This is a genomic window from Pseudomonas sp. PDM13, from assembly GCF_025685765.1.
GTDB classification, from domain to species: domain Bacteria; phylum Pseudomonadota; class Gammaproteobacteria; order Pseudomonadales; family Pseudomonadaceae; genus Metapseudomonas; species Metapseudomonas solani.
Genome location: NZ_JAOTQU010000020.1, coordinates 22,312 through 40,661, shown reverse-complemented (window position 1 = coordinate 40,661; position 18,350 = coordinate 22,312). Strand labels below are relative to the sequence as shown.

17 protein-coding genes are annotated in these 18,350 nt (G+C 66.9%); 7 read left to right on the top strand and 10 right to left on the bottom strand.

Translation table 11 applies throughout. From position 1 onward, the window contains the following. Positions 1–74: 74 nt before the first annotated feature. Together OEJ36_RS20210 and OEJ36_RS20205 are read left to right on the top strand one after the other, a co-directional pair. Complete coding sequence (locus OEJ36_RS20210; RefSeq protein ID WP_263403085.1) at positions 75–704, top strand: DUF998 domain-containing protein; 630 nt, start codon at positions 75–77, stop codon at positions 702–704. 217 nt (positions 705–921) lie between these two features. Beyond that, positions 922–1,446: a VOC family protein gene (locus OEJ36_RS20205; RefSeq protein ID WP_263403084.1), complete on the top strand. Its 525-nt coding sequence runs from the start codon at positions 922–924 to the stop codon at positions 1,444–1,446. 46 nt (positions 1,447–1,492) lie between these two features. Here the strand turns inward: OEJ36_RS20205 and OEJ36_RS20200 are convergent, their stop codons facing one another. Continuing rightward, positions 1,493–2,545, bottom strand: coding sequence for an AraC family transcriptional regulator (locus OEJ36_RS20200; RefSeq protein WP_263403083.1), 1,053 nt, complete (start codon positions 2,543–2,545; stop codon positions 1,493–1,495). A gap of 242 nt (positions 2,546–2,787) precedes the next feature. On the opposite strand from OEJ36_RS20200, the gene OEJ36_RS20195 reads away from it, so the two are divergent. Then, a complete protein-coding gene (locus OEJ36_RS20195) occupies positions 2,788–3,738 on the top strand; it encodes a transporter (protein WP_263403082.1) in 951 nt (316 codons plus the stop codon). 186 nt (positions 3,739–3,924) lie between these two features. On the opposite strand, the gene OEJ36_RS20190 is transcribed toward OEJ36_RS20195, so the two are convergent. From OEJ36_RS20190 to OEJ36_RS20175, 4 genes are all read right to left on the bottom strand, one after another. After that, a complete protein-coding gene (locus OEJ36_RS20190) occupies positions 3,925–5,133 on the bottom strand; it encodes a DSD1 family PLP-dependent enzyme (RefSeq protein ID WP_263403197.1) in 1,209 nt (402 codons plus the stop codon). Between the two features lie 84 nt (positions 5,134–5,217). After that, positions 5,218–6,528: a D-arabinono-1,4-lactone oxidase gene (locus tag OEJ36_RS20185; RefSeq protein WP_411861038.1), complete on the bottom strand. Its 1,311-nt coding sequence runs from the start codon at positions 6,526–6,528 to the stop codon at positions 5,218–5,220. 94 nt (positions 6,529–6,622) lie between these two features. Further along, positions 6,623–6,991 (bottom strand): c-type cytochrome, encoded by a 369-nt coding sequence (locus OEJ36_RS20180; RefSeq protein ID WP_021216739.1) that lies wholly within the window; start codon positions 6,989–6,991, stop codon positions 6,623–6,625. A gap of 173 nt (positions 6,992–7,164) precedes the next feature. Next, on the bottom strand, positions 7,165–7,656 hold the full coding sequence (locus OEJ36_RS20175) for a GNAT family N-acetyltransferase (protein ID WP_263403081.1): 492 nt from the start codon (positions 7,654–7,656) through the stop codon (positions 7,165–7,167). A gap of 320 nt (positions 7,657–7,976) precedes the next feature. On the opposite strand from OEJ36_RS20175, the gene OEJ36_RS20170 reads away from it, so the two are divergent. Then, the gene (locus OEJ36_RS20170; protein ID WP_263403080.1) at positions 7,977–8,711 is read left to right on the top strand and encodes a metallophosphoesterase; all 735 of its coding nucleotides are present in this window, start codon (positions 7,977–7,979) and stop codon (positions 8,709–8,711) included. Positions 8,712–8,744: 33 nt separating this feature from the next. Here OEJ36_RS20170 and OEJ36_RS20165 read toward each other — a convergent pair whose 3' ends face one another. Beyond that, entirely contained in the window at positions 8,745–9,431 is a 687-nt protein-coding gene (locus OEJ36_RS20165; RefSeq protein WP_184489438.1) for an endonuclease, read from the bottom strand. 316 nt (positions 9,432–9,747) lie between these two features. Between OEJ36_RS20165 and OEJ36_RS20160 the strand changes: the two genes are divergently transcribed. Further along, entirely contained in the window at positions 9,748–10,104 is a 357-nt protein-coding gene (locus tag OEJ36_RS20160; RefSeq protein ID WP_021222126.1) for a hypothetical protein, read from the top strand. Here the strand turns inward: OEJ36_RS20160 and OEJ36_RS20155 are convergent. Further along, complete coding sequence (locus tag OEJ36_RS20155; protein WP_263403079.1) at positions 10,079–10,957, bottom strand: DMT family transporter; 879 nt, start codon at positions 10,955–10,957, stop codon at positions 10,079–10,081. The genes OEJ36_RS20160 and OEJ36_RS20155 overlap by 26 nt on opposite strands. 150 nt (positions 10,958–11,107) lie before the next feature. On the opposite strand from OEJ36_RS20155, the gene OEJ36_RS20150 reads away from it, so the two are divergent. Then, positions 11,108–11,344 carry a DUF3820 family protein gene (locus OEJ36_RS20150; RefSeq protein WP_021222124.1) on the top strand — a complete coding sequence of 79 codons (237 nt, stop codon included), beginning with the start codon at positions 11,108–11,110 and terminating at the stop codon, positions 11,342–11,344. A gap of 254 nt (positions 11,345–11,598) precedes the next feature. Beyond that, positions 11,599–15,573, top strand: coding sequence for a trifunctional transcriptional regulator/proline dehydrogenase/L-glutamate gamma-semialdehyde dehydrogenase (putA, locus tag OEJ36_RS20145; protein WP_263403078.1), 3,975 nt, complete (start codon positions 11,599–11,601; stop codon positions 15,571–15,573). A 536-nt stretch (positions 15,574–16,109) separates the two neighbouring features. Here putA and OEJ36_RS20140 read toward each other — a convergent pair. The 3 genes from OEJ36_RS20140 to OEJ36_RS20130 all read right to left on the bottom strand — a co-directional run bounded on the left by OEJ36_RS20140 (position 16,110) and on the right by OEJ36_RS20130 (position 18,234). Beyond that, positions 16,110–16,628: an ankyrin repeat domain-containing protein gene (locus tag OEJ36_RS20140; protein ID WP_263403077.1), complete on the bottom strand. Its 519-nt coding sequence runs from the start codon at positions 16,626–16,628 to the stop codon at positions 16,110–16,112. Positions 16,629–16,782: 154 nt separating this feature from the next. After that, on the bottom strand, positions 16,783–17,079 hold the full coding sequence (locus OEJ36_RS20135) for an antibiotic biosynthesis monooxygenase family protein (RefSeq protein WP_263403076.1): 297 nt from the start codon (positions 17,077–17,079) through the stop codon (positions 16,783–16,785). Between the two features lie 267 nt (positions 17,080–17,346). After that, the gene (locus OEJ36_RS20130; RefSeq protein ID WP_263403075.1) at positions 17,347–18,234 is read right to left on the bottom strand and encodes a LysR family transcriptional regulator; all 888 of its coding nucleotides are present in this window, start codon (positions 18,232–18,234) and stop codon (positions 17,347–17,349) included. Between the last annotated feature and the right edge of the window lie 116 nt (positions 18,235–18,350).

Sequence of the window (18,350 nt, the reverse complement as noted above, 5' to 3'; positions counted from 1 at the left end):
AGGGGCGCGCCCTAGCATGGAGCCGTGATTCCGCAGGAGTCGGAACGCTATCCGTGATGAGTGGGAGTACTGCCGTGAAGACGATTGACCGGGCCCTGCTGGGGCTGGGCGTGCTGATTCCGTTCTGGCTGTTCGCCGGTGTCGCGCTGACCGCGCTCGCCTACCCCGGCTACAGCCACCTCGACCAGGCGATGAGCCAGCTGGGGGCCGCAGGCGCGCCTAGCCGGGGCTTCTCCGCCTGGGTGAACAACGCGCCCCTGGGGCTGCTGTTCCTGCTCTTCGCGGTGGGTGTGGCGAGGCGCTTCCGGGCCTCGCGCCTGGCCCTGCTGAGCGCTGCACTGATCGCCCTGCACGGCCTGGCCAGTTTCGCCACCGGCTACTTCGCCTGCGACCAGGGCTGCGCACCGGCACAACCGTCGCTCTCGCAACAGGTGCACAACCTGGCGGGGCTGGTGATGTTCCTCTCGCTGACCCTGGCCAGCGCACTGTGGGTGTTTCTCGGCCGGCGCCTGCTCGGCGCCCCTGGCTTCGGGCTGTTCTCGGCGCTCTGCGTGGTGCTGGCCCTGGCCACCGTGGCGCTGATGGGCAAGGCCTTCGCCGATGGCCACCTCTTCGGCCTCTACCAACGGCTCAACTACGGGGTCTCGGTGATCTGGATCGCGGCCCTGGCGCTGCTCGCCCTGCAGCGCGATCCACAACGCTAGTTCGCGGATCCCCCCTCACCACGAACGGGCTTGCCGACACAGAAGCCCTTCCCTCCTCGAAATGCCTCGCCTATCATCCGCCGAGGCCGTTGCTGCCTGCCGCTCGCACCCTTCGGGGACGGTGAAAGCATCGCTCCACCCCCTCCCATTCAGCACCCTCTTGAATGTCGAAGATCGGCAATGCGAGCACCCTCAGGCTTCGACCTCTGGAGGCATCATGCACACCCTCGAACAGGCCAAGCTCATGGCCAAGCGGCTGCGGGCCCAGCTCGCGGCGAGCAACCACGACATCAGCCACTCCGCCGCCCTCGAACTGGTCGCCCAGCAACTCGGCTACCGCGACTGGAACACCGCCTCGGCCATGCTCCCGGGCGAGCCGCAGGGCATCGTCTTCGAACGCAGCATCCCCATCCTGCGGATGTTCGATGAGGCCAAGGCGCGGGAGTTCTACTGCGACTTCCTCGGCTTCACCATCGAGTTCGAACACCGCTTCGAAGCGGACCTGCCGCTGTACCTCGGCCTCGACCGCGTCGGGCTCAAGCTGCACCTGTCCGAGCACCACGGCGACGCCAGCCCCGGCGCCACGCTCTTCGTGCCCATGCGCAACATCACCGCCCTGCGCGATGAGCTGCTCGGCAAGCGCTACAACTACGGCCGCCCGGACATCGTCCAGCAGGACTGGGGCCAGGAGCTGCAGGTGTACGACCCCTTCGGCAACCGCATCAGGTTCTGTCAGTACTGAGTGAAAGGATGGCTGGCTGGGGGGATGCGTCCGCCCAGCCCGCTAGCTAGTCAGCGCCCGTGGATAGGGATGGCGCCTCATCGCGATACGCCGAAGGACTGAGCCCCGTCCAGCGCTTGAAGGCCCGACGGAAGCCGCGGATGTCGCTGTAGCCCAGCTCTTCGGCGATACGCTCGATGGGCATCTCCGGGTTGCTCAGCAGGCTCATGGCCCGCGCGCGGCGCACCTGCTCCTGCAGGGCGTCGAAGGTCATGTCGTGCTCGGTCAGGCGGCGGCGCAGGGTGCGGCTGCTCATGTTCAGCTCGCTGGCCACCTTGTCGATATGGCAGCCCTGGGCCAGGTCGCGGGCGATTGCGCGCTCCACCGTCTGCAGCAGGCCCATCTTCTGTTGCACCTGGGCACACTCCAGCTCCAGCAGGTTGAGCGCCTGGCGCAGGGCGACGGGCTGGTGGCTGGGCAGCTGCATGTCCAGCCAGCGGCTGTCGATCACCATGCGGTTGTGCAGGCAGCCGAAGTGCAGGTTGGGGCCCAGCAGGCGCTGGTATTCGGCCTCGTAGGCCGGCGCGGCGTGGGTGAACTCGAAGCGCAGGGGCTGGAACTCGCTGCCGATCAGCGCGTTGTTGTAGACCACCAGGCTGGCGAAGAACTCCTCCACCGCGAACAGCTGCACATCGGCGTAGGGCAGCCGGCATTCCACTTCGACGAAGCTTTCGCCCGCGCCCTCGCGCAGGGTGTAGACGGCCATGCCGCCGGAGGTGTGCTGGAAGCGCTGGCCGATCTCGAAGGCGTCGCGCAGGGTCTTGCACAGGGACAGCACATGGCCCAGCAGGCCGAGGGTGCCGAGCACGTTGCGGTGCCCGACCCAGAGGCCGAGGCCGCGCTCGGGCAAGGCGGCCAGCGCGCGCTGGATCATGGTCACGGCCTGGCGGTAGGAGATGCGCTGGGCAGGGTCCTGCAGCTCTTCGAGGGTGAAGCCGAGCCCGCGGCACAGGCGTTCGCCGCTGACGCCCTTGTCGTGCGCCACCTCCGCAAGGGTCTGCAGGAGGAAGGGCGAAACCAGGGCGAGGTCGAACTGGGCATCGGTGGTGGTAATGGACATGACGAGCGGTTCCCCAGCCACGCGCCCGGAATTCTTGTTCTGGGGTGGGGCGTGGCGGCGCCATCATATCGCGTTAGCGGGTGTCCCAGATGAGGGTGTAACTGAATATTGCGGCCTGGCCCCGAAAGGCCCCCTGGTTGTCCGGCAATGCCCTGCATCCCTTGGCCTTGAGCGCTTATTTCTATGCAGCGGCCCGGGCCACGCCCCGGAGCCGTCCGCCAACAATAAGAAATGAGCTCACTATGAAACCGACCCGTGTCCCCCGGCTGTCCGTGCTGGCAGCCTCCCTCGCCATTGCGACCTCCCTCTCCTCACCGGCCCAGGCCACCGAAAACGGTGTCGACAACATCGGCCCCGGCACCGACGGCTTCTTCGTCCTGCCACTGGACGTGAACAACCTGCCGGACCACATGTTCGCCTTCAACCTCTACTACAACCACTACGAGTCGAAGAAGCTGGACATCAGCTCCCTCGGCGGCAAGGTGCCGGACGTGAAGATCACCTCCGACGCGCTCATCCCGCGCCTGGACTACCTCAGCCCGCTGCGGCTGTTCGGCGGCCGCGTCGGCGGCTACGTCGCACAACCCTACATGCGCCAGCAGGTGGCCATGTTCGGCATGCAGGGCGAACGCGAAAGCCAGGGCGACACCACCGTCGCACCCGTCATCCTCTGGGACATGGGCAAGGACCTGACCCTGGGCGCCGCCCTGGAGATCACAATCCCCACCGGCAGCTACGACGCCGCGCGCCCGGCCAACACCAGCAACAATTTCTACACCTACAAGCCGATGCTTTCGGCGACCTGGCTGCCCGACGACCGCACCGAGCTGTCGATCAAGGCCACCTACAGCTTCAACGAGGAAAACCACGACACCGACTACCGCTCCGGGCAGCTGTTCCACTTCGACTACTCCGCCAGCTACCGGGTGACCGACAACCTGCGCCTGGGCCTGAACGGCTACTACGTGAAGCAGACCACCGACGACAAGCAGTTCGGCAGGACGGTGTCCTTCATGGGCGAGGACGTGGACGACGGCGTGCGCGGCCAGGTCTTCGCCATCGGCCCGGCCGTGCACCTCACCTTCCTCAAGTACGCCAGCGTGGAGATGCGCTGGGCCAAGGAATTCGCCGTGGAGAACCGCCCGGAAGGCGAGATGTTCTGGGCCAAGCTGAACCTGCCCTTCACCCTCTGACAGGCAGACACGAAAACCCCGGGCAAATGCCCGGGGTTTTCGTTTTGCAGTGCGGGGCGATCCAGCCCATTGCGGCACCATCCCGTAGGTTGGGCTGAGGTACGAAGCCCAACACAGCGCGGCCGAGACATCGCACCGTTGGGCCTCGCTATGCTCGGCGCCAACCTACGGCGTTGCCCCATCCACTCAGCTGTACACCGGCCAGGTGTCGACGATGCGCCCATCGCGCACCGCCAGCAGGTCGCCGAACTGCAGCAGGATGGATTCCGACTGGGTCGGCCGCAGGAACACCTGGTCATCCACGCCCAGGCCGACGGCGTGGGAACCGTTGACCATCTCCTGGTTGGAACTGCGCCCGTAGAGGCCGTTGAACTGCAGCCCCCTGGGTGACTCCGGCTCGGCCATCCAGTTGCCGCCATAGATGAAGAAGGTCTCGCGCTGGTTCGGGTCCCACCAGGAGAACAGCGCCGACTTGCCGTCCAGCGCCGGGATCCGTACCGCGCCGGTGCTCTTCAGTACCGGCGTGGCGATATAGGCCGCCGGCTGGTGCTCCTCCAGGGACGGCAGGTCGTAATGGGTGGGCTTGAGCAACGCCGAGCCCACCGACACCTCGCTGCTGGTGCGCTCGCGCTCGTGCATGCGGTAGCTCGGGCTGCCGGCGGTGTTCAGCGTCAGGCCCGGGCGCCACAGCGCGGCGTGCTGGGTGCGGGTGTAGTCGACGAAGCCGTCGTAGAGGGTCATCACCTTGGCGAACAGTTCCTCGGGCGAGCCAAGGATGCCTGGCACGCCCATGCCGACGAAGGGGTCGTAGCCCATGAAGCCGGCGAACTCCAGGTGCTGCGGGTTGGCGCCGATCAGGCCGAGCATCCGCCCCAGGGTCGCCTGGTCCTGCACACCGCCGCGGTGCAGCCCCACATCCAGCTCGATGTTGATACGCATGCGCGTGTTCAGGCCCTTGGCCAGTGCCAGGTACTGCTCCAGCCGCTCGGGGGTGTCGAGCAGCCATTGCAGCTGGGTCGTCGGGTCGAAAGTACCGCGGTGGCTTTCGTAGAACAGCTGCGCCGAGCGCACCGGCATCGGCTTGCCGAGCAGCAGGTCGGAGTCGGGGAAGCGCTCGGCGTCGTGATTGAGGAAGGGCTGGTGGAACGACATCATCCGCCGGGTGCCCGCGCGCTTGGCGATGTAGTCGAGCAGTTGCGGCGACGGCAGCGATTTCTCCACCAGGCGCAACGCCTTGCCGGCACGGCGCACCGACTGCATCACCACGTCGATGTTGTGGTCCAGCCGGTCCAAGTCGATCAGCATCACCGGGTGCATCGGCCCCCGCTCCTTGAGCTCGCGGTTCAGCCGTGCGAAGTAATCGCTGTAGGGGGCGCCCTTGTCGGCCGGGCGCATCCAGGCACCGACACCGGCGAGCAGCACGCCGGCACCGGCGGTACCGACGAGGAATTTGCGACGGTTCATGGTTTCTCCTTGTTATCAGGCCACGCCGAGGATCGAGGACAGGTGCGCATTGAGGAACTTGCCACTCGGGTCCAGCGCCTGGCGCACCTCGGTGAACTCCTTCCAGCGCGGGTAGAGCGGCTGCAGGGTGCGCGCATTCAGCGTGTGCAGCTTGCCCCAATGCGGCCGGCCCGCGTACTTCCAGAAGATCGGTTCGACGGCGGCGAAGAAGTTGTGGTGATCCATGCCGTAGTGCTGGTGCACGGAGATCGAACAGCTGTCGCGCCCCTCGAACATGCTCAGGGGGATGTCGTCGGCCTTCACGTAGCGGTACTCGATGGGGAACCAGGTGCGCAGGTCCTTCTCGCGGATCAGCGCAAGGATCTCCCGCAGGCAGGCCGGGCCGTGCTCGGCGGGCACCGAATACTCCATCTCGTTGAAGCGCACATTGCGCACGTTGGCGTAGATCTCGTAGGAGTCGCCGACCCGGTCATCGAAGCTGGCGATATGGCGCAGGCTGTTGAGCAGCGCACGGCGCGCGGCGGGGAAGTCGCTGCCGTATTTGTCGAGGTTCTCGATGATCTTCACGAACTCGTTGCCCCCCTCCTCCGCCGGGTCCAGCGGCGGTGTCGCCGGGTCGGTGGTCTCGTTGAGGGCGATGGACAGCGCGTAGTCGGAATGGGTGATCACCAGCATTTCCCAGTGCTGGTTGTCGCGGGTGAGGTTGTCCACGTCCTCCAGCAGCTCCTCGGTGCTGGCGATCCACTGCTTCTCGCGCAGGCGGTAGGCCTCACGGTTCTGCATGCGCACCCGGGTGGCGATGCCGAAGGCGCCGAGGGACACCCGTGCGGCATTGAACACCTCGGGGTGGCGCTGGGCGTCGCAATCCAGCACCTCGCCGCTGGCGGTCACCAGCTGCAGGCCGGTGACATGGGCGGAATAGGAGCCGAAGCCGACGCCGGTGCCGTGGGTCGAGGTGGCGATCGCCCCGGCCAGGGTCTGGTAGTCGATGTCGGCCATGTTGTGCAGGGCCTGGCCCACATCCTTGAGCGCCGGGCCCATCAGCGACATCGGCGTGCCGGCGGCGAACTCCGCCTGCAGGGTGGCCGGGTCGTGGCTGAGCAGGCCATTGAAATAGGCGAGCGACACCAGGGTGCCGTCGGTGGGCACCAGGGCGCTGAAGGAGTGGGCCGAGCCCACGGGGCGGACCTTGCCTTCGGCCTGGCGGATGGCCTGCACCAGTTCGTCCAGGTTCTGCGGAGCGAGGCGCGCCTGGGGCAGGCAGCTCTGCCCGCCGGACCAGTTGCGCCAGGGAATCAGGCGGGGGGCGCGGACCAGTTCCGCCATCGCCGGGGTGCAGGCCAGGGCCGTGAAGGCGCCAGCGACGCCGGCCCGCTGCAGCAGCTGGCGTCGGGTGAGATTCATAACCATGGAGGACGCCTTATTCGAGGTGCTGACCGGACATGAAGGAAATCAGCGCCAGGAACTGTTCTTCCGAGCACTGCATGCACATGCCCATCGGCGGCATGCCCTTGAAGCCATTGATGCTGTGGTCCAGCAGGCTGTCCGTGCCCTGGGCTACACGAGGTGCCCAGGCTGCGGTGTCGCCACTCTGCGGGGCACCGGAGGCGGGGTTGGCGTGGCACAGCTTGCAGCTGGTGTCGTAGACCTTGGCCAGGGCCGGGTCGGTGGGGGCCAGGGTGGCGGCGTTCTGCGGCGCGGCCGGCTTGGCCTCCTCGCCACAGCCGCCAAGCAGCCCGGCCAGGGCCAGCAGGGCGGCGGGAATCAGCAGTGTTCTGGGTTTCGGCATCGCACTCCCCTCTTCTACCGTGCCAGGCAGCCGGCACGGGCTCTTGTTGTGGTGGGTAGAGGGCCACGTTAAGCCAGCTGTTCGACAAGGGCTGAGGGCATTGGCGGACAGCCAGGGGGGCTTAAGGGGACAGCGCGGTGATTTCCGGCCAGGGACGGTGCCTGGATGGCGACTCAGCCAATGGCCTTGGCCATCTCGCTGGTGGCCGCCCAACCCAACGCCTCGTACACCGGGCGGCCGACCTGGGTCGCATGCAGCACCGCAAAGCCCAGGCCGCGACGGGTGAATTCGGCCTCCGCCAGCTGCATCAGCGCCGACGCCAGGCCCCGGCGCCGGTAGTCGGGCTCGACGAACACGTTCAGCACATAGCCGCGCTGGTCCTGCTCAGGATGGGCGGGGTGCGGCGGCCATTCGATGCTCATCAGGCCGATGGCCGCCGCGACGCGCGCCTCGTCCATCAGCGCGAAGCCGTAGTAGCGGCCGTCGGCCAGGCGCTCCCGCAGCCAGGGGCGGAAGTGCTCGGTCATCACCCGCAGCCCCGCCGGGTCGCCTCCCGCCTCGAGGAACATTGCCTCGCGGTGCACGCAAATCCGCTCCAGGTCGTCCGGCACCAGCCGCCGCACCTGCAAGCCAGGAAATTCGATACCGCCGGGAATCCCGTCCATCGCACCACCCTCTTCATCGATGACCGATGCTAGGGCGCAAGGCGCGGCGGCCGATAGGCACAGATCGCTGGGAAAAACGGCATACAGCGTCGGGCTCCCTGTAGGGGCGACTTCAGTCACCCTGGACTATCCGGCCATTCGCAACCGGGTGCCTGCGGAAGGTCTTTCGCGGCTGAAGCCGCTCCCACAAGGGGTGCCTCCACTGCCGCCTCGTGGGAGCGAATTCATTGGCGATTGGCCTCGCTACCCGCCCCGTGGGTGGCGAGAACTTCTCCTGCAGTGGCATGCTCACCGTCGCCCCACACGCGAATGAGCGACGCATGCGCCTCCACATCCTTTCGGATCTGCACAACGAATTTCACCCCTATGTGCCCACGGTCAACGACGCCGATCTGGTGATTCTGGCGGGTGATATCGATGTGCGTGCCCGCGGCGTCGCCTGGGCAGCCGGGGCCTTCGATTGCCCGGTGCTCTACGTTCCGGGGAATCACGAGTACTACAAGGGGCACCTCACCGGGACGCTGGAAAAGATGCGCGAGGCGCAGACCGACCACGTGCGCGTGCTCGATAGAGATGAGTTCAGGCTCGAGGATGTGAGGTTCCTGGGGGCAACCATGTGGACGGACTACAGCTCGATGGGTGACGCCACACTCGCGGCCCTGTCCGCGCAGATGACCCTGAACGATTTCCGCAAAATCCGGACCGGGAGCTATCGTCGGCTGCGACCCGCCGATGTGATCGAGGAGTCGGCCAGGACCCGGCAATGGCTGGTCGACAAACTGGCTGAACCCTGGGATGGCAAGACCGTGGTCATCACCCACCACGCGCCCTCCCTGCGCTCCATGGAAGGACACCCGCATTCGGGGGATCGCCTCGATGCAGCCTATGCGAATGCCTGGGATGACCTGATGGGGGAACGGATAGACCTGTGGGTCCACGGCCATGTGCATACCCGGCAGGACTATGAGCTGTCGGGCACGCGGGTGCTGAGCAACCCGCGCGGCTACCCGGAGCAGCAGACCGGCTTCGATCCGGATCTGATCATCGAGATCTGACACCGGCCCCGCCGCCAGGCAAGGCCGCCGTCCTCACTTGCACAACTTCAGGTTCACCGCCCCCACGAAGTGGTTGCCGTGGCCCATGGCGCAGGCGACGCGCTGGTTGCGATTGCGCTCCCAGGCTTCGGCCGGGTACTGCTTGTTCCAGGCGCTGTAGAGCTGGCGGTCCTGCTTGGAAAGGCGCAGGCCGTAGCGTTCGCTCATGTAGAAGTAGGTGCGCGCGATCATGCCGCGCACCTGCTGGCGCGGCATGGCCTTGCGCGCCTTGAAGTCCACCACCATCGGGCAGGCGCCGTACTGGCTGGGCTTTTGCGGCAGCCAGCCGAAGCCGTAGTTGCTGCGGTCGCCGTTCACCTCGCCGATGCTCGGCACCAGATTGTGCAGGTCGGCCTCGGCGCGGCGGAACGCGGCGTCGTGCCTGGCGCAGTTCTCGCGCCCGCCCTTCTGCCAGCACTGGCGCTGATGGCCGATGACCCAGGCCGGGACGATGTGCTCCCACTCGATGCGCTTGGCCCGCTGGGCATTGGTGCGGGGCACGTAGCCGCAGCTCTTCAGGTCGACCTTGTTGCCGCTGTAGCGGCAGCCGCAATAGAACTCGACGGGGTGGGGGGCGTAGAGCTTCCAGGCGACTTTCTTGGCTTCCTGGAAGGTGCGGGGGGCGGAGGCGTGGGCGGTGCCGGCCAATAGAAGGCTCAGCAGCAGGACGAGACGGATCATTACTTCTGGGGTTCCCGGTACGGCTGTTTTCAAGGCCTTCACTGACAACGTTTATTCATCGGAGTTTGGTTGCAAACGAAGCGGCGAAGCTGATAGATGTATAAATATACAGTATTTCAGAGAAGCGTCCTATGAACCTTTCAGCCCCAACCGCCTTGCCAAAACCACTGTCACAAATCCCTGGGATCATCGTCTCCCAGGTCGCCGGTCTCGGCTTTCCACCCCGCTCGCCGAAGCGGCCGGCCCCCCGCCCCCTGCGCCAGTCGGCTGGAAGCCGCAACAAGGCGCAAGGCCTGCATTGAGGAGGAGAACAGGGATGGTCGACGTACTGCAGCTGAAATACACGGTCAATCGCATGGCCGTGGACGAGGTGAGCGAGGCGGTCGCGGAACTGCGCCTGGAAGGGCTGGTGACCGACGGCAAGACGCCGTTCACACGGGTGCACTTCAACACCTGCCTGGCGGAGATCGAGGCGCTGTTCCAGCGTGCCGGTTACCACAAGCAGCTCGATGTGGTGGGTTACCAGGGGCTGGCCTATGCCCTCTTCGACCCGGCCCGCTGGGAACCGGTGGAGGTGCTGCGCTGGCTCAAGGAGTACGTCGACAACGCCCAGGCCAGCCACACGCTGGCCCGCAGCGCCGACGACTTCAGCGCCGCTGCGCGTAGGCCGTGAACAGGCCGCTGCCGACGATCACCAGGATGCCGGCGATACCGATGGCATCCGGCGCGTGGCCGAAGAGCACGAAGCCGAGCAACCCGGCGAAGACGATCTGCCCATAGCTGAACGGCGCCAGCAGCGCCGGTGAGGCATGGCGGAAGGCCTGGGTGAGCAGCACGTGCCCGCCCATCCCGCAGGCACCCAGCGCCAGCAGCAGCAGGCCGTGGGCCAGCGTGGTCGGTGCTTCCCAGAAGAACGGCACCAGGGTGCTCATGATCAGGGTGTTGGTGATGCCGGTGATGAAGTTGCTGGTACCCGGGCTGTCGGTCTGGCTCAAGCGTCGGGTGAACAGCTGGTAGAAGCCGAAGCACAGCGCCGAGGCCAGCGGCAGGAGAATCGCCGGGGTGAACAGCGAGCTGCCCGGCCGCACGATCAGCATGACCCCGCCCAGGCCCAGCAGCACCGCCACCCATTGCCCACGGGTGACGCGCTCGCCGAGGAAAGGCACCGACAACGCAGTCACCACCAGCGGTGCGAGGAAGTTCACCGCGGTGGCCTCCGCCAGGGGGATGTAGCGCAGGCCGGTGGTGAAGAACAGGCTGGTGCCGATCAGGCACAGCGCCCGGCCCAGCTGCAGCAGCGGGCGCTGGGTACGCAGCACGCGCAGGCCCTCGCGGGGCAGCAGGAAGCCCGCCATCAGCAGCGTGTGCACCAGGTAGCGCACCCACACCACCATGACGATCGGGTAGAACGCCGACAGGTACTTGGAGATCGCGTCATGGCTGGAGAACAGGAAAATCGCCAGGCACACCAGCAGGATGCCCTTCAGGGGCTCCTCTCGTCGCAGCGATGGGGGGTTGGTGCTCATGGGGATTCCGGGGTGGTCCGCGCCCGATTTGGTAGCAGACTAATGATTAGGCGGCTCAAAAATATCGGCTTCGTGACTCAGGCTCAAGTGACAGTAGCCGGTTAGCAGGTATTCTTGCCCACTTCCCTCCTCCCGGCCGGCGCGAGACCGATGAAACCCGAAGACCTGCTGCTCCTGGTGACCCGTGAAATGCCCTACGGCAAGTACAAGGGCCGCCTGCTCGCCGACCTGCCCGGCCATTACCTCAACTGGTTCGCCCGTGAAGGCTTCCCGAAAGGTGAGATCGGCAGACTGCTCGCCCTCATGCAGGAGATCGACCACAACGGCCTGAAGCCGCTGCTCGACCCCTTGCGCCGCCCCGGTGCAGCCCGTCGGCCCGCCGATTGATTCCACAGGTGCAACCAGAAAGCGTCTAGGCTTGTGACTGGCCGGTTACCCTGCCACCGGCCACCGGGTTGCACCTTATAAGGAAGCGCTACAGGCCACGGGCACCAAGGCGGTGCGGCTTTTACTGCGCGGCCCGGCCAATGGTCGGATTGACTGGAAAAACTTAGGTTGCACCTGGTTGCACCTCGCTTCATGCGCAGCTACTCTTGGCGCCGCAAAAGCCGTCGCGACCACGGCAAGAATGAGGATAAGAAATGGCAACCACCACCACCCTGGGCGTGAAGCTCGACGAAGCCACCCGTGAGCGCCTGAAAGAGGCCGCCCGCCAGATCGACCGCACGCCCCACTGGCTGATCAAGCAGGCCATCTACAGCTACCTGGAGACCCTGGAAAGCGGCAAGACCCTTCCCGAGCTCCAAGGCATCGCCGCGCGCCTGGCCGAGGGTGACCTGGAGGCCGTGGAAGCCCTGATCGACCCGATCCACCAGCCGTTCCTCGATTTCGCCGAAAGCATCCTGCCGCAGTCCGTGCTGCGTGCCGCCATCACCGGGGCCTATCGCCGCCCCGAGGAAGAAGTGGTGCCGATGCTGCTGGAGCAGGCCCGCCTGCCCGCCGACATGGCCGACGCCACCTACAAGCTCGCCTACGGCATCGCCGAGAAGCTGCGCAACCAGAAGAGCGCCAGCGGCCGCGCCGGCATCGTCCAGGGCCTGCTGCAGGAGTTCTCCCTCTCCTCCCAGGAAGGCGTGGCGCTGATGTGCCTGGCCGAAGCCCTGCTGCGCATCCCCGACAAGGGCACCCGCGACGCCCTGATCCGCGACAAGATCAGCAACGGCAACTGGCAGCAGCACCTGGGCCAGAGCCCCTCGATGTTCGTCAACGCGGCCTCCTGGGGCCTGCTGATCACCGGCAAGCTGGTGTCGACCCACAACGAGGCCGGCCTCTCCAGCTCGCTGAACCGCATCATCGGCAAGTCCGGCGAGCCGCTGATCCGCAAGGGCGTGGACATGGCCATGCGCCTGATGGGCGAGCAGTTCGTCACCGGCGAAACCATCGCCGAAGCCCTGGCCAATGCCAGCAGCTTCGAGACCAAGGGCTTCCGCTACTCCTACGACATGCTCGGTGAAGCCGCGCTGACCGAGGAAGACGCCCAGCGCTACCTGGCCTCCTACGAGCAGGCCATCCACTCCATCGGCAAGGCGTCCCACGGCCGCGGCATCTATGAAGGCCCGGGCATCTCCATCAAGCTCTCCGCCCTGCACCCGCGCTACAGCCGCGCCCAGTACGAGCGGATGATGGACGAGCTGTACCCGCGCCTGCTGTCGCTGACCCTGCTGGCCAAGCAGTACGACATCGGCCTGAACATCGACGCCGAAGAAGCGGACCGCCTGGAAATCTCCCTCGACATGCTCGAGCGCCTCTGCTTCGAGCCGCAGCTCAAGGGCTGGAACGGCGTCGGCTTCGTCATCCAGGCCTACCAGAAGCGCTGCCCGTACGTGATCGACTACGTCATCGACCTGGCACGCCGCAGCCGCCATCGCCTGATGATCCGCCTGGTGAAAGGCGCCTACTGGGACAGCGAGATCAAGCGCGCCCAGGTCGACGGCCTGGAAGGCTTCCCGGTCTACACCCGCAAGGTCTACACCGACGTTTCCTACATCGCCTGCGCACGCAAGCTGCTGGCGGTGCCGGATGCCATCTACCCGCAATTCGCCACCCACAACGCCCACACCCTCTCGGCCATCTACCACATCGCCGGGCAGAACTATTACCCCGGCCAGTACGAGTTCCAGTGCCTGCACGGCATGGGTGAACCGCTGTACGAGCAAGTGGTGGGCAAGGTCGCCGAAGGCAAGCTGAACCGCCCGTGCCGCATCTACGCACCGGTGGGCACCCACGAGACGCTGCTGGCCTACCTGGTCCGCCGCCTCCTGGAAAACGGCGCCAACACCAGCTTCGTCAACCGCATCGCCGACCAGACCATCTCCATCAAGCAACTGGTGGAAGACCCGGTCGTCAGCATCGAAGCCATCGCCGCCGCCGAAGGCGCACTGGGCAAGCCGCACCCGCGCATTCCCCAGCCCCGTGACCTGTACGGCGCCGCCCGCGCCAACTCCAGCGGCATCGACATGTCCAACGAGCACCGCCTGGGCTCGCTGTCCAGCGCCCTGCTCAGCAGCGGCCACGCCGACTGGCGTGCCCAGCCGATGCTCGGCTGCAACGCCAGCACCGGCGAAAGCCTGCCGGTGGCCAACCCGGCGGACCGTCGCGACATCGTCGGCCACGTGCAGAACGCCAGCCTGGAAGACGTCGGCAACGCCGTGCTCGCCTCGCTCAGCGCCGCGCCGATCTGGCAAGCCACCCCGCCGGTGGAGCGCGCCGCCGCCCTGGACCGCGCCGCCGACCTGATGGAAGCCGAGATCCAGCCGCTGATGGGCCTGCTGGCCCGCGAAGCCGGCAAGACCTTCGCCAACGCCATCGCCGAAGTGCGCGAAGCCGTGGACTTCCTCCGCTACTACGCCGCCCAGGCGCGCCACGACTTCGCCAACGACAGCCACCGCCCCCTGGGCCCGGTGGTGTGTATCAGCCCGTGGAACTTCCCCCTGGCGATCTTCAGCGGCCAGGTGGCCGCCGCCCTGGCCGCCGGCAACACCGTGCTGGCCAAGCCCGCCGAGCAAACCCCGCTGATCGCTGCCCAGGCCGTGCGCATCCTGCTGCAAGCCGGCATCCCGGAAGGCGCCGTGCAGCTGCTGCCGGGTGAAGGCCACACCGTCGGTGCCGCACTGGTAGCCGACGAGCGCGTCAAGGGCGTGATGTTCACCGGCTCCACCGAAGTCGCCGGCATCCTCGCCCGCAACGTCGCCGGCCGCCTGGACTCCCAGGGCCGCCCGATCCCGCTGATCGCCGAAACCGGTGGCCAGAACGCGATGATCGTCGACTCCTCCGCGCTGGTTGAGCAGGTGGTCACCGATGTGGTCGCCTCCGCCTTCGACAGCGCCGGCCAGCGTTGCTCGGCCCTGCGCGTGCTGTGCATCCAGGAAGACGTCGCCGACCGCGCGCTGGAAATGCTCAAGGGCGCCATGGCCGAATGCCGCCTGGGCAACCCGGACAACTTCGCCATCGACATCGGCCCGGTGATCGACGCCGAAGCCAAGGCCGGCATCGACAAGCACATCGACGCCATGCGCAAGAAGGGCCGCCACGTGTTCCAGGTCGCCCGCACCGAAGGCGATGTGATGAGCCGCGGCACCTACGTGATGCCGACCCTGATCGAACTGGAAAGCCTGGACGAGCTGGAGCGCGAAGTCTTCGGCCCGGTACTCCACGTGCTGCGCTACAAGCGCCAGGACCTGGACCAGCTGCTGGACCAGATCAACGCCACCGGCTACGGCCTGACCCTGGGCGTGCACACCCGCATCGACGAGACCATCGCCAAGGTGGTGGACAAGGCCCACGCCGGCAACCTCTACGTCAACCGCAACATGGTCGGCGCCGTGGTCGGCGTGCAGCCCTTCGGCGGTGAAGGCCTCTCCGGCACCGGCCCGAAAGCCGGCGGCCCGCTGTACATGTACCGCCTGCTGGCCACCCGCCCGGTGGACGCGGTGAGCCGCACCTTCAAGCGCATGGACGAACAGGCCGCCGACACCCACCTGCGCACCAGTCTGCAGCAACGCCAGGGCAACCCCCTCGCAGCGCTGAAGGAGTGGGCGGGCAAGGAAGGCAAGGCCGAGCTGGCCAGCCTCTGCGACGGCTTCGCCGAACTCTCCCAGAGCGGCCTGACCCGCACCCTCCCCGGCCCGACCGGCGAGCGCAACACCTACATGCTGCTGCCCCGCGCCAACGTGCTGGGTCTGGCCGACGACGAAGGCGACCTGCTGGTACAGCTGGCCGCCGCCCTCGCGGTCGGCAGCGCGGTGATCTGGCAGGAAGGCGACCTCACCAAGGCCCTGCGCGGCAAGCTGCCCAAGGCGGTACAGGCGCGCATCCAGCTGGTCGCCGACTGGAAAGCCGAAGGCGTGGAATTCGACGCCGTGCTGCACCACGGTGACTCGGACCAGCTGCGCGGCATCTGCCAACAAGTGGCTGCGCGCAAGGGCCCGATCATCGGCGTCCAGGGCCTGTCCCAGGGCGAGACCGCGGTACCGCTGGAGCGCCTGCTGATCGAGCGCGCCCTGAGTGTCAACACCGCAGCGGCCGGCGGCAACGCCAGCCTGATGACCATCGGCTGATGGCGGGCGGGCCCGGCGAACACCTGGCCCGCCACCCGTTCCAACCAGGGGCTTCTGCCCCTGGGGCCCGCCTCCTCAAGAGGGATGTGGGCACCCAAGGTTCCCGGTGATCCGCCTGGCGCCTTTTCCAACAGGCGGCTCGTCCCGCCATCCAAGGCCTTCGGGCAAAGGAGCAGCGCCACAAGCGCCGCTCCTTTTTCATTTCTGGTGTTTGGAAATCTGAGAGGAAGGCTTTCGCGGATTGCACCCGCCCTACGGCCGCCCCTTTCCACGCCCTGCCGCCGACAGCTTTGCAGGGTGGATGGCGCTCTTTTCATCCACCAGGCGGCGCTACCTGTGACACCGAGCCATAGCAGCCCTGCGGTCTGCTTGGCGACTGAAGTCGCCCCTACATGGGTGGTGCCCAATGCGTCTGAGCCGAGCGGGAATTCGCGGTGTTGGGCCTCGCTACGCTCGGCACCAACCTACGGGGATGCGGCGGGCACGGAGGCAATCCAGTCGAGGATAAATCCGCGCCCACCGGGCCCCATCCGGGATCAATGCCGGGCGGACAGCCGCTCCAGCGCTTGCGCCGCACCCATCTGCCGGGCGGCGGACAGGGCGGTGGCGCCGCCGGCGTCGGTGGCGTCGATGCGGGCGCCATGGGCCAGCAGGCTGTCGATGATCTCGCCCCGGTTGAACATGGCCGCCATCATCAATGCGGTCTTGCCGTCGGGCGTCGCGCCTTCCACATCGGCGCCGTGGGCGAGCAGCAGCTCGACCATGGCCAGGTCGCCCTTGAAGGCGGCACCGGCGAGCGGGGTCTGGCCGTTGTTGTTGCGCAGGTCCGGGTCGGCGCCGCGCTCCAGCAGGGCACTTACGACACCGGCATGGCCGTGGTAGCTGGCCAACATCAGCAGGCTGTCGCCCTTGTGGTTGCGCAGGTCCGCCGGCAGCCCCTGGTCGAGCAGTGCCACCAGGTTGTGTGCATCTCCGGCGCGGGCCAGGTCGAACACCTTGTTGGCGAATTCCAGGGTGGCGTCATCCAGTGCGGCCGCTTTGTCTTGCTCGCTCATCAGGCTCTCCTTGAAGTGGCAGCCAGGCTGCGGAAATCAGTGGGGCCGATGATAGGGAAGCAGCCGGGGCGCGGCTCTTAGGGATTCTCTATAGGGTTGAAAGCCGCCGTGGATGGGGCGGGTACGCCTGCGCCATTGCAGCGCCGCGGTGAAGCTAGAGGGTGTCGCTGGAGTAGCTCGCCTCCAGCACCAGGGCGCCTTGCAGCACCTCGGCCAGGCATTGGCCACAGGTGCCGTCGCAATAGTGCTCCAGCGCCGCCTGGCTGGCCCAGCGGCCCTGCAGCAACCACAGGTCGGGGTCGCCCGGGGCGCGCAGCACCTCGTGGCTGATGCAACCCTCGATGCGCCGCGCCGGTTCGACCAAGGCGAGCAGGCGCTCGCCCAGCTCGGCCGAACGCCCATTGCGGGCGCGGATCGAGGCGAGGCTGGTAAAGGATGGGGATGGGGTCATGGACTGTTCTCCTCTTGCACGTGGCCCAGGACACAGGCCTCGATCAAAGGCGTGGCGAGAAAAAGGGACGTCAGCACCAGCAACCACAGGATCACCGGAAGTGCTGCACGATCGGCCTTGCGCGGGTTGCTTCGCTGTTGCTCTCGCATCGCCTTCGACCTCGGCATGCGGCGCCCGTAGTCAGCGCCGATACAGCGAAAGACTACGGGCGGGAAGGCTTTCCCGGTTAGACGATTCCTGCGTGATGCTTGCCTGATCCTGCGAATCTCACGCGGTCAGCATCTGGATGAAGGAGCGCGACAACGGCGAACGCTCGTCGCTGCGGCGCACCAGCCATACCGCCGTGGTCGCCACGGGGTCGAGCAGGCGGCGGTAGACCACGCCATCGAACTGCATGCGCGTGAAGGACGCCGGCAGCACCGAGACGCCGAGCCCCGCCGCCACCAGCCCGATGATGGTCAGCGCGCTGTGGGATTCCTGGGTGATGCGCGGGCTGAAGCCCATCTCGTGGGTCAGGGCGATCAACTGGTCGTACAGCCCGGTACCGGCGGTGCGCGGGAAGTACACGAAAGGCTCGGCGGCCAGGGCCTGCAGGTACAGCCCGGCGTCCAGGGCCGGGTCCGTCGCCAGGGGATGGTCGGCGTGCAGCACCGCCACCAGCGGCTCGCGGAACAGCTCCACCGCCACCAGGGATTCCGGCAGTGGCAAGGGCCGGATCAGCCCCACCTGCAAGCGGCCGTTGAGCAGTGCCTCGACCACGTCGCGGCTGACCATCTCGTGCACTTCCAGCTGCACATCGGGGTAGGTGCGGCGGAAGCGGAAGATGGCCTGGGGAATGATCGAGGTGAAGGGCGCCGAGGAGGTGAAGCCGACCTTCAACTCACCCAGCTCGCCGCGCTGGGCCCGGCGCGCCACCTCGGTGGCCTGCCCCACCTGGGCCAGCACCTGGCGCGCCTCGACGAGGAACAGCCGCCCCGCCTCGGTCAGCGCCACGCGGCGGTTGGTGCGTTCGAACAGGCGCGCGCCCAGCTCTTCCTCCAGCGCCTGGATCTGCTGGCTCAAGGGTGGCTGGGAGATGCCCAGCAGCTCGGCGGCGCGGCCGAAATGCAGCTCTTCGGCGACGGCGATGAAGTAACGGAGATGACGGAGTTCCATGGCGGGAATGATATGTCCTGCCTATCAAAGATGCCGAACAATATATTGGAAAGTATCACTCCCCGCCGATAGGCTTTGCCCAACTCCCCCACGAAGCAGCCACTCCACCCCCGATC

Bases quoted from the DNA above. Each gene is read 5' to 3' on its own strand.
- OEJ36_RS20205 (WP_263403084.1), top strand. From the start codon at position 922: ATGCACACCCTCGAACAGGCCAAGCTCATGGCCAAGCGGCTGCGGGCC.
- OEJ36_RS20200 (WP_263403083.1), bottom strand. From the start codon at position 2,545: ATGTCCATTACCACCACCGATGCCCAGTTCGACCTCGCCCTGGTTTCG.
- OEJ36_RS20195 (WP_263403082.1), top strand. From the start codon at position 2,788: ATGAAACCGACCCGTGTCCCCCGGCTGTCCGTGCTGGCAGCCTCCCTC.
- OEJ36_RS20190 (WP_263403197.1), bottom strand. From the start codon at position 5,133: ATGCGCCCGGCCGACAAGGGCGCCCCCTACAGCGATTACTTCGCACGG.
- OEJ36_RS20185 (WP_411861038.1), bottom strand. From the start codon at position 6,528: ATGGCGGAACTGGTCCGCGCCCCCCGCCTGATTCCCTGGCGCAACTGG.
- OEJ36_RS20180 (WP_021216739.1), bottom strand. From the start codon at position 6,991: ATGCCGAAACCCAGAACACTGCTGATTCCCGCCGCCCTGCTGGCCCTG.
- OEJ36_RS20175 (WP_263403081.1), bottom strand. From the start codon at position 7,656: ATGGACGGGATTCCCGGCGGTATCGAATTTCCTGGCTTGCAGGTGCGG.
- OEJ36_RS20170 (WP_263403080.1), top strand. From the start codon at position 7,977: ATGCGCCTCCACATCCTTTCGGATCTGCACAACGAATTTCACCCCTAT.
- OEJ36_RS20165 (WP_184489438.1), bottom strand. From the start codon at position 9,431: ATGATCCGTCTCGTCCTGCTGCTGAGCCTTCTATTGGCCGGCACCGCC.
- OEJ36_RS20160 (WP_021222126.1), top strand. From the start codon at position 9,748: ATGGTCGACGTACTGCAGCTGAAATACACGGTCAATCGCATGGCCGTG.
- OEJ36_RS20155 (WP_263403079.1), bottom strand. From the start codon at position 10,957: ATGAGCACCAACCCCCCATCGCTGCGACGAGAGGAGCCCCTGAAGGGC.
- OEJ36_RS20150 (WP_021222124.1), top strand. From the start codon at position 11,108: ATGAAACCCGAAGACCTGCTGCTCCTGGTGACCCGTGAAATGCCCTAC.
- putA (WP_263403078.1), top strand. From the start codon at position 11,599: ATGGCAACCACCACCACCCTGGGCGTGAAGCTCGACGAAGCCACCCGT.
- OEJ36_RS20140 (WP_263403077.1), bottom strand. From the start codon at position 16,628: ATGAGCGAGCAAGACAAAGCGGCCGCACTGGATGACGCCACCCTGGAA.
- OEJ36_RS20135 (WP_263403076.1), bottom strand. From the start codon at position 17,079: ATGACCCCATCCCCATCCTTTACCAGCCTCGCCTCGATCCGCGCCCGC.
- OEJ36_RS20130 (WP_263403075.1), bottom strand. From the start codon at position 18,234: ATGGAACTCCGTCATCTCCGTTACTTCATCGCCGTCGCCGAAGAGCTG.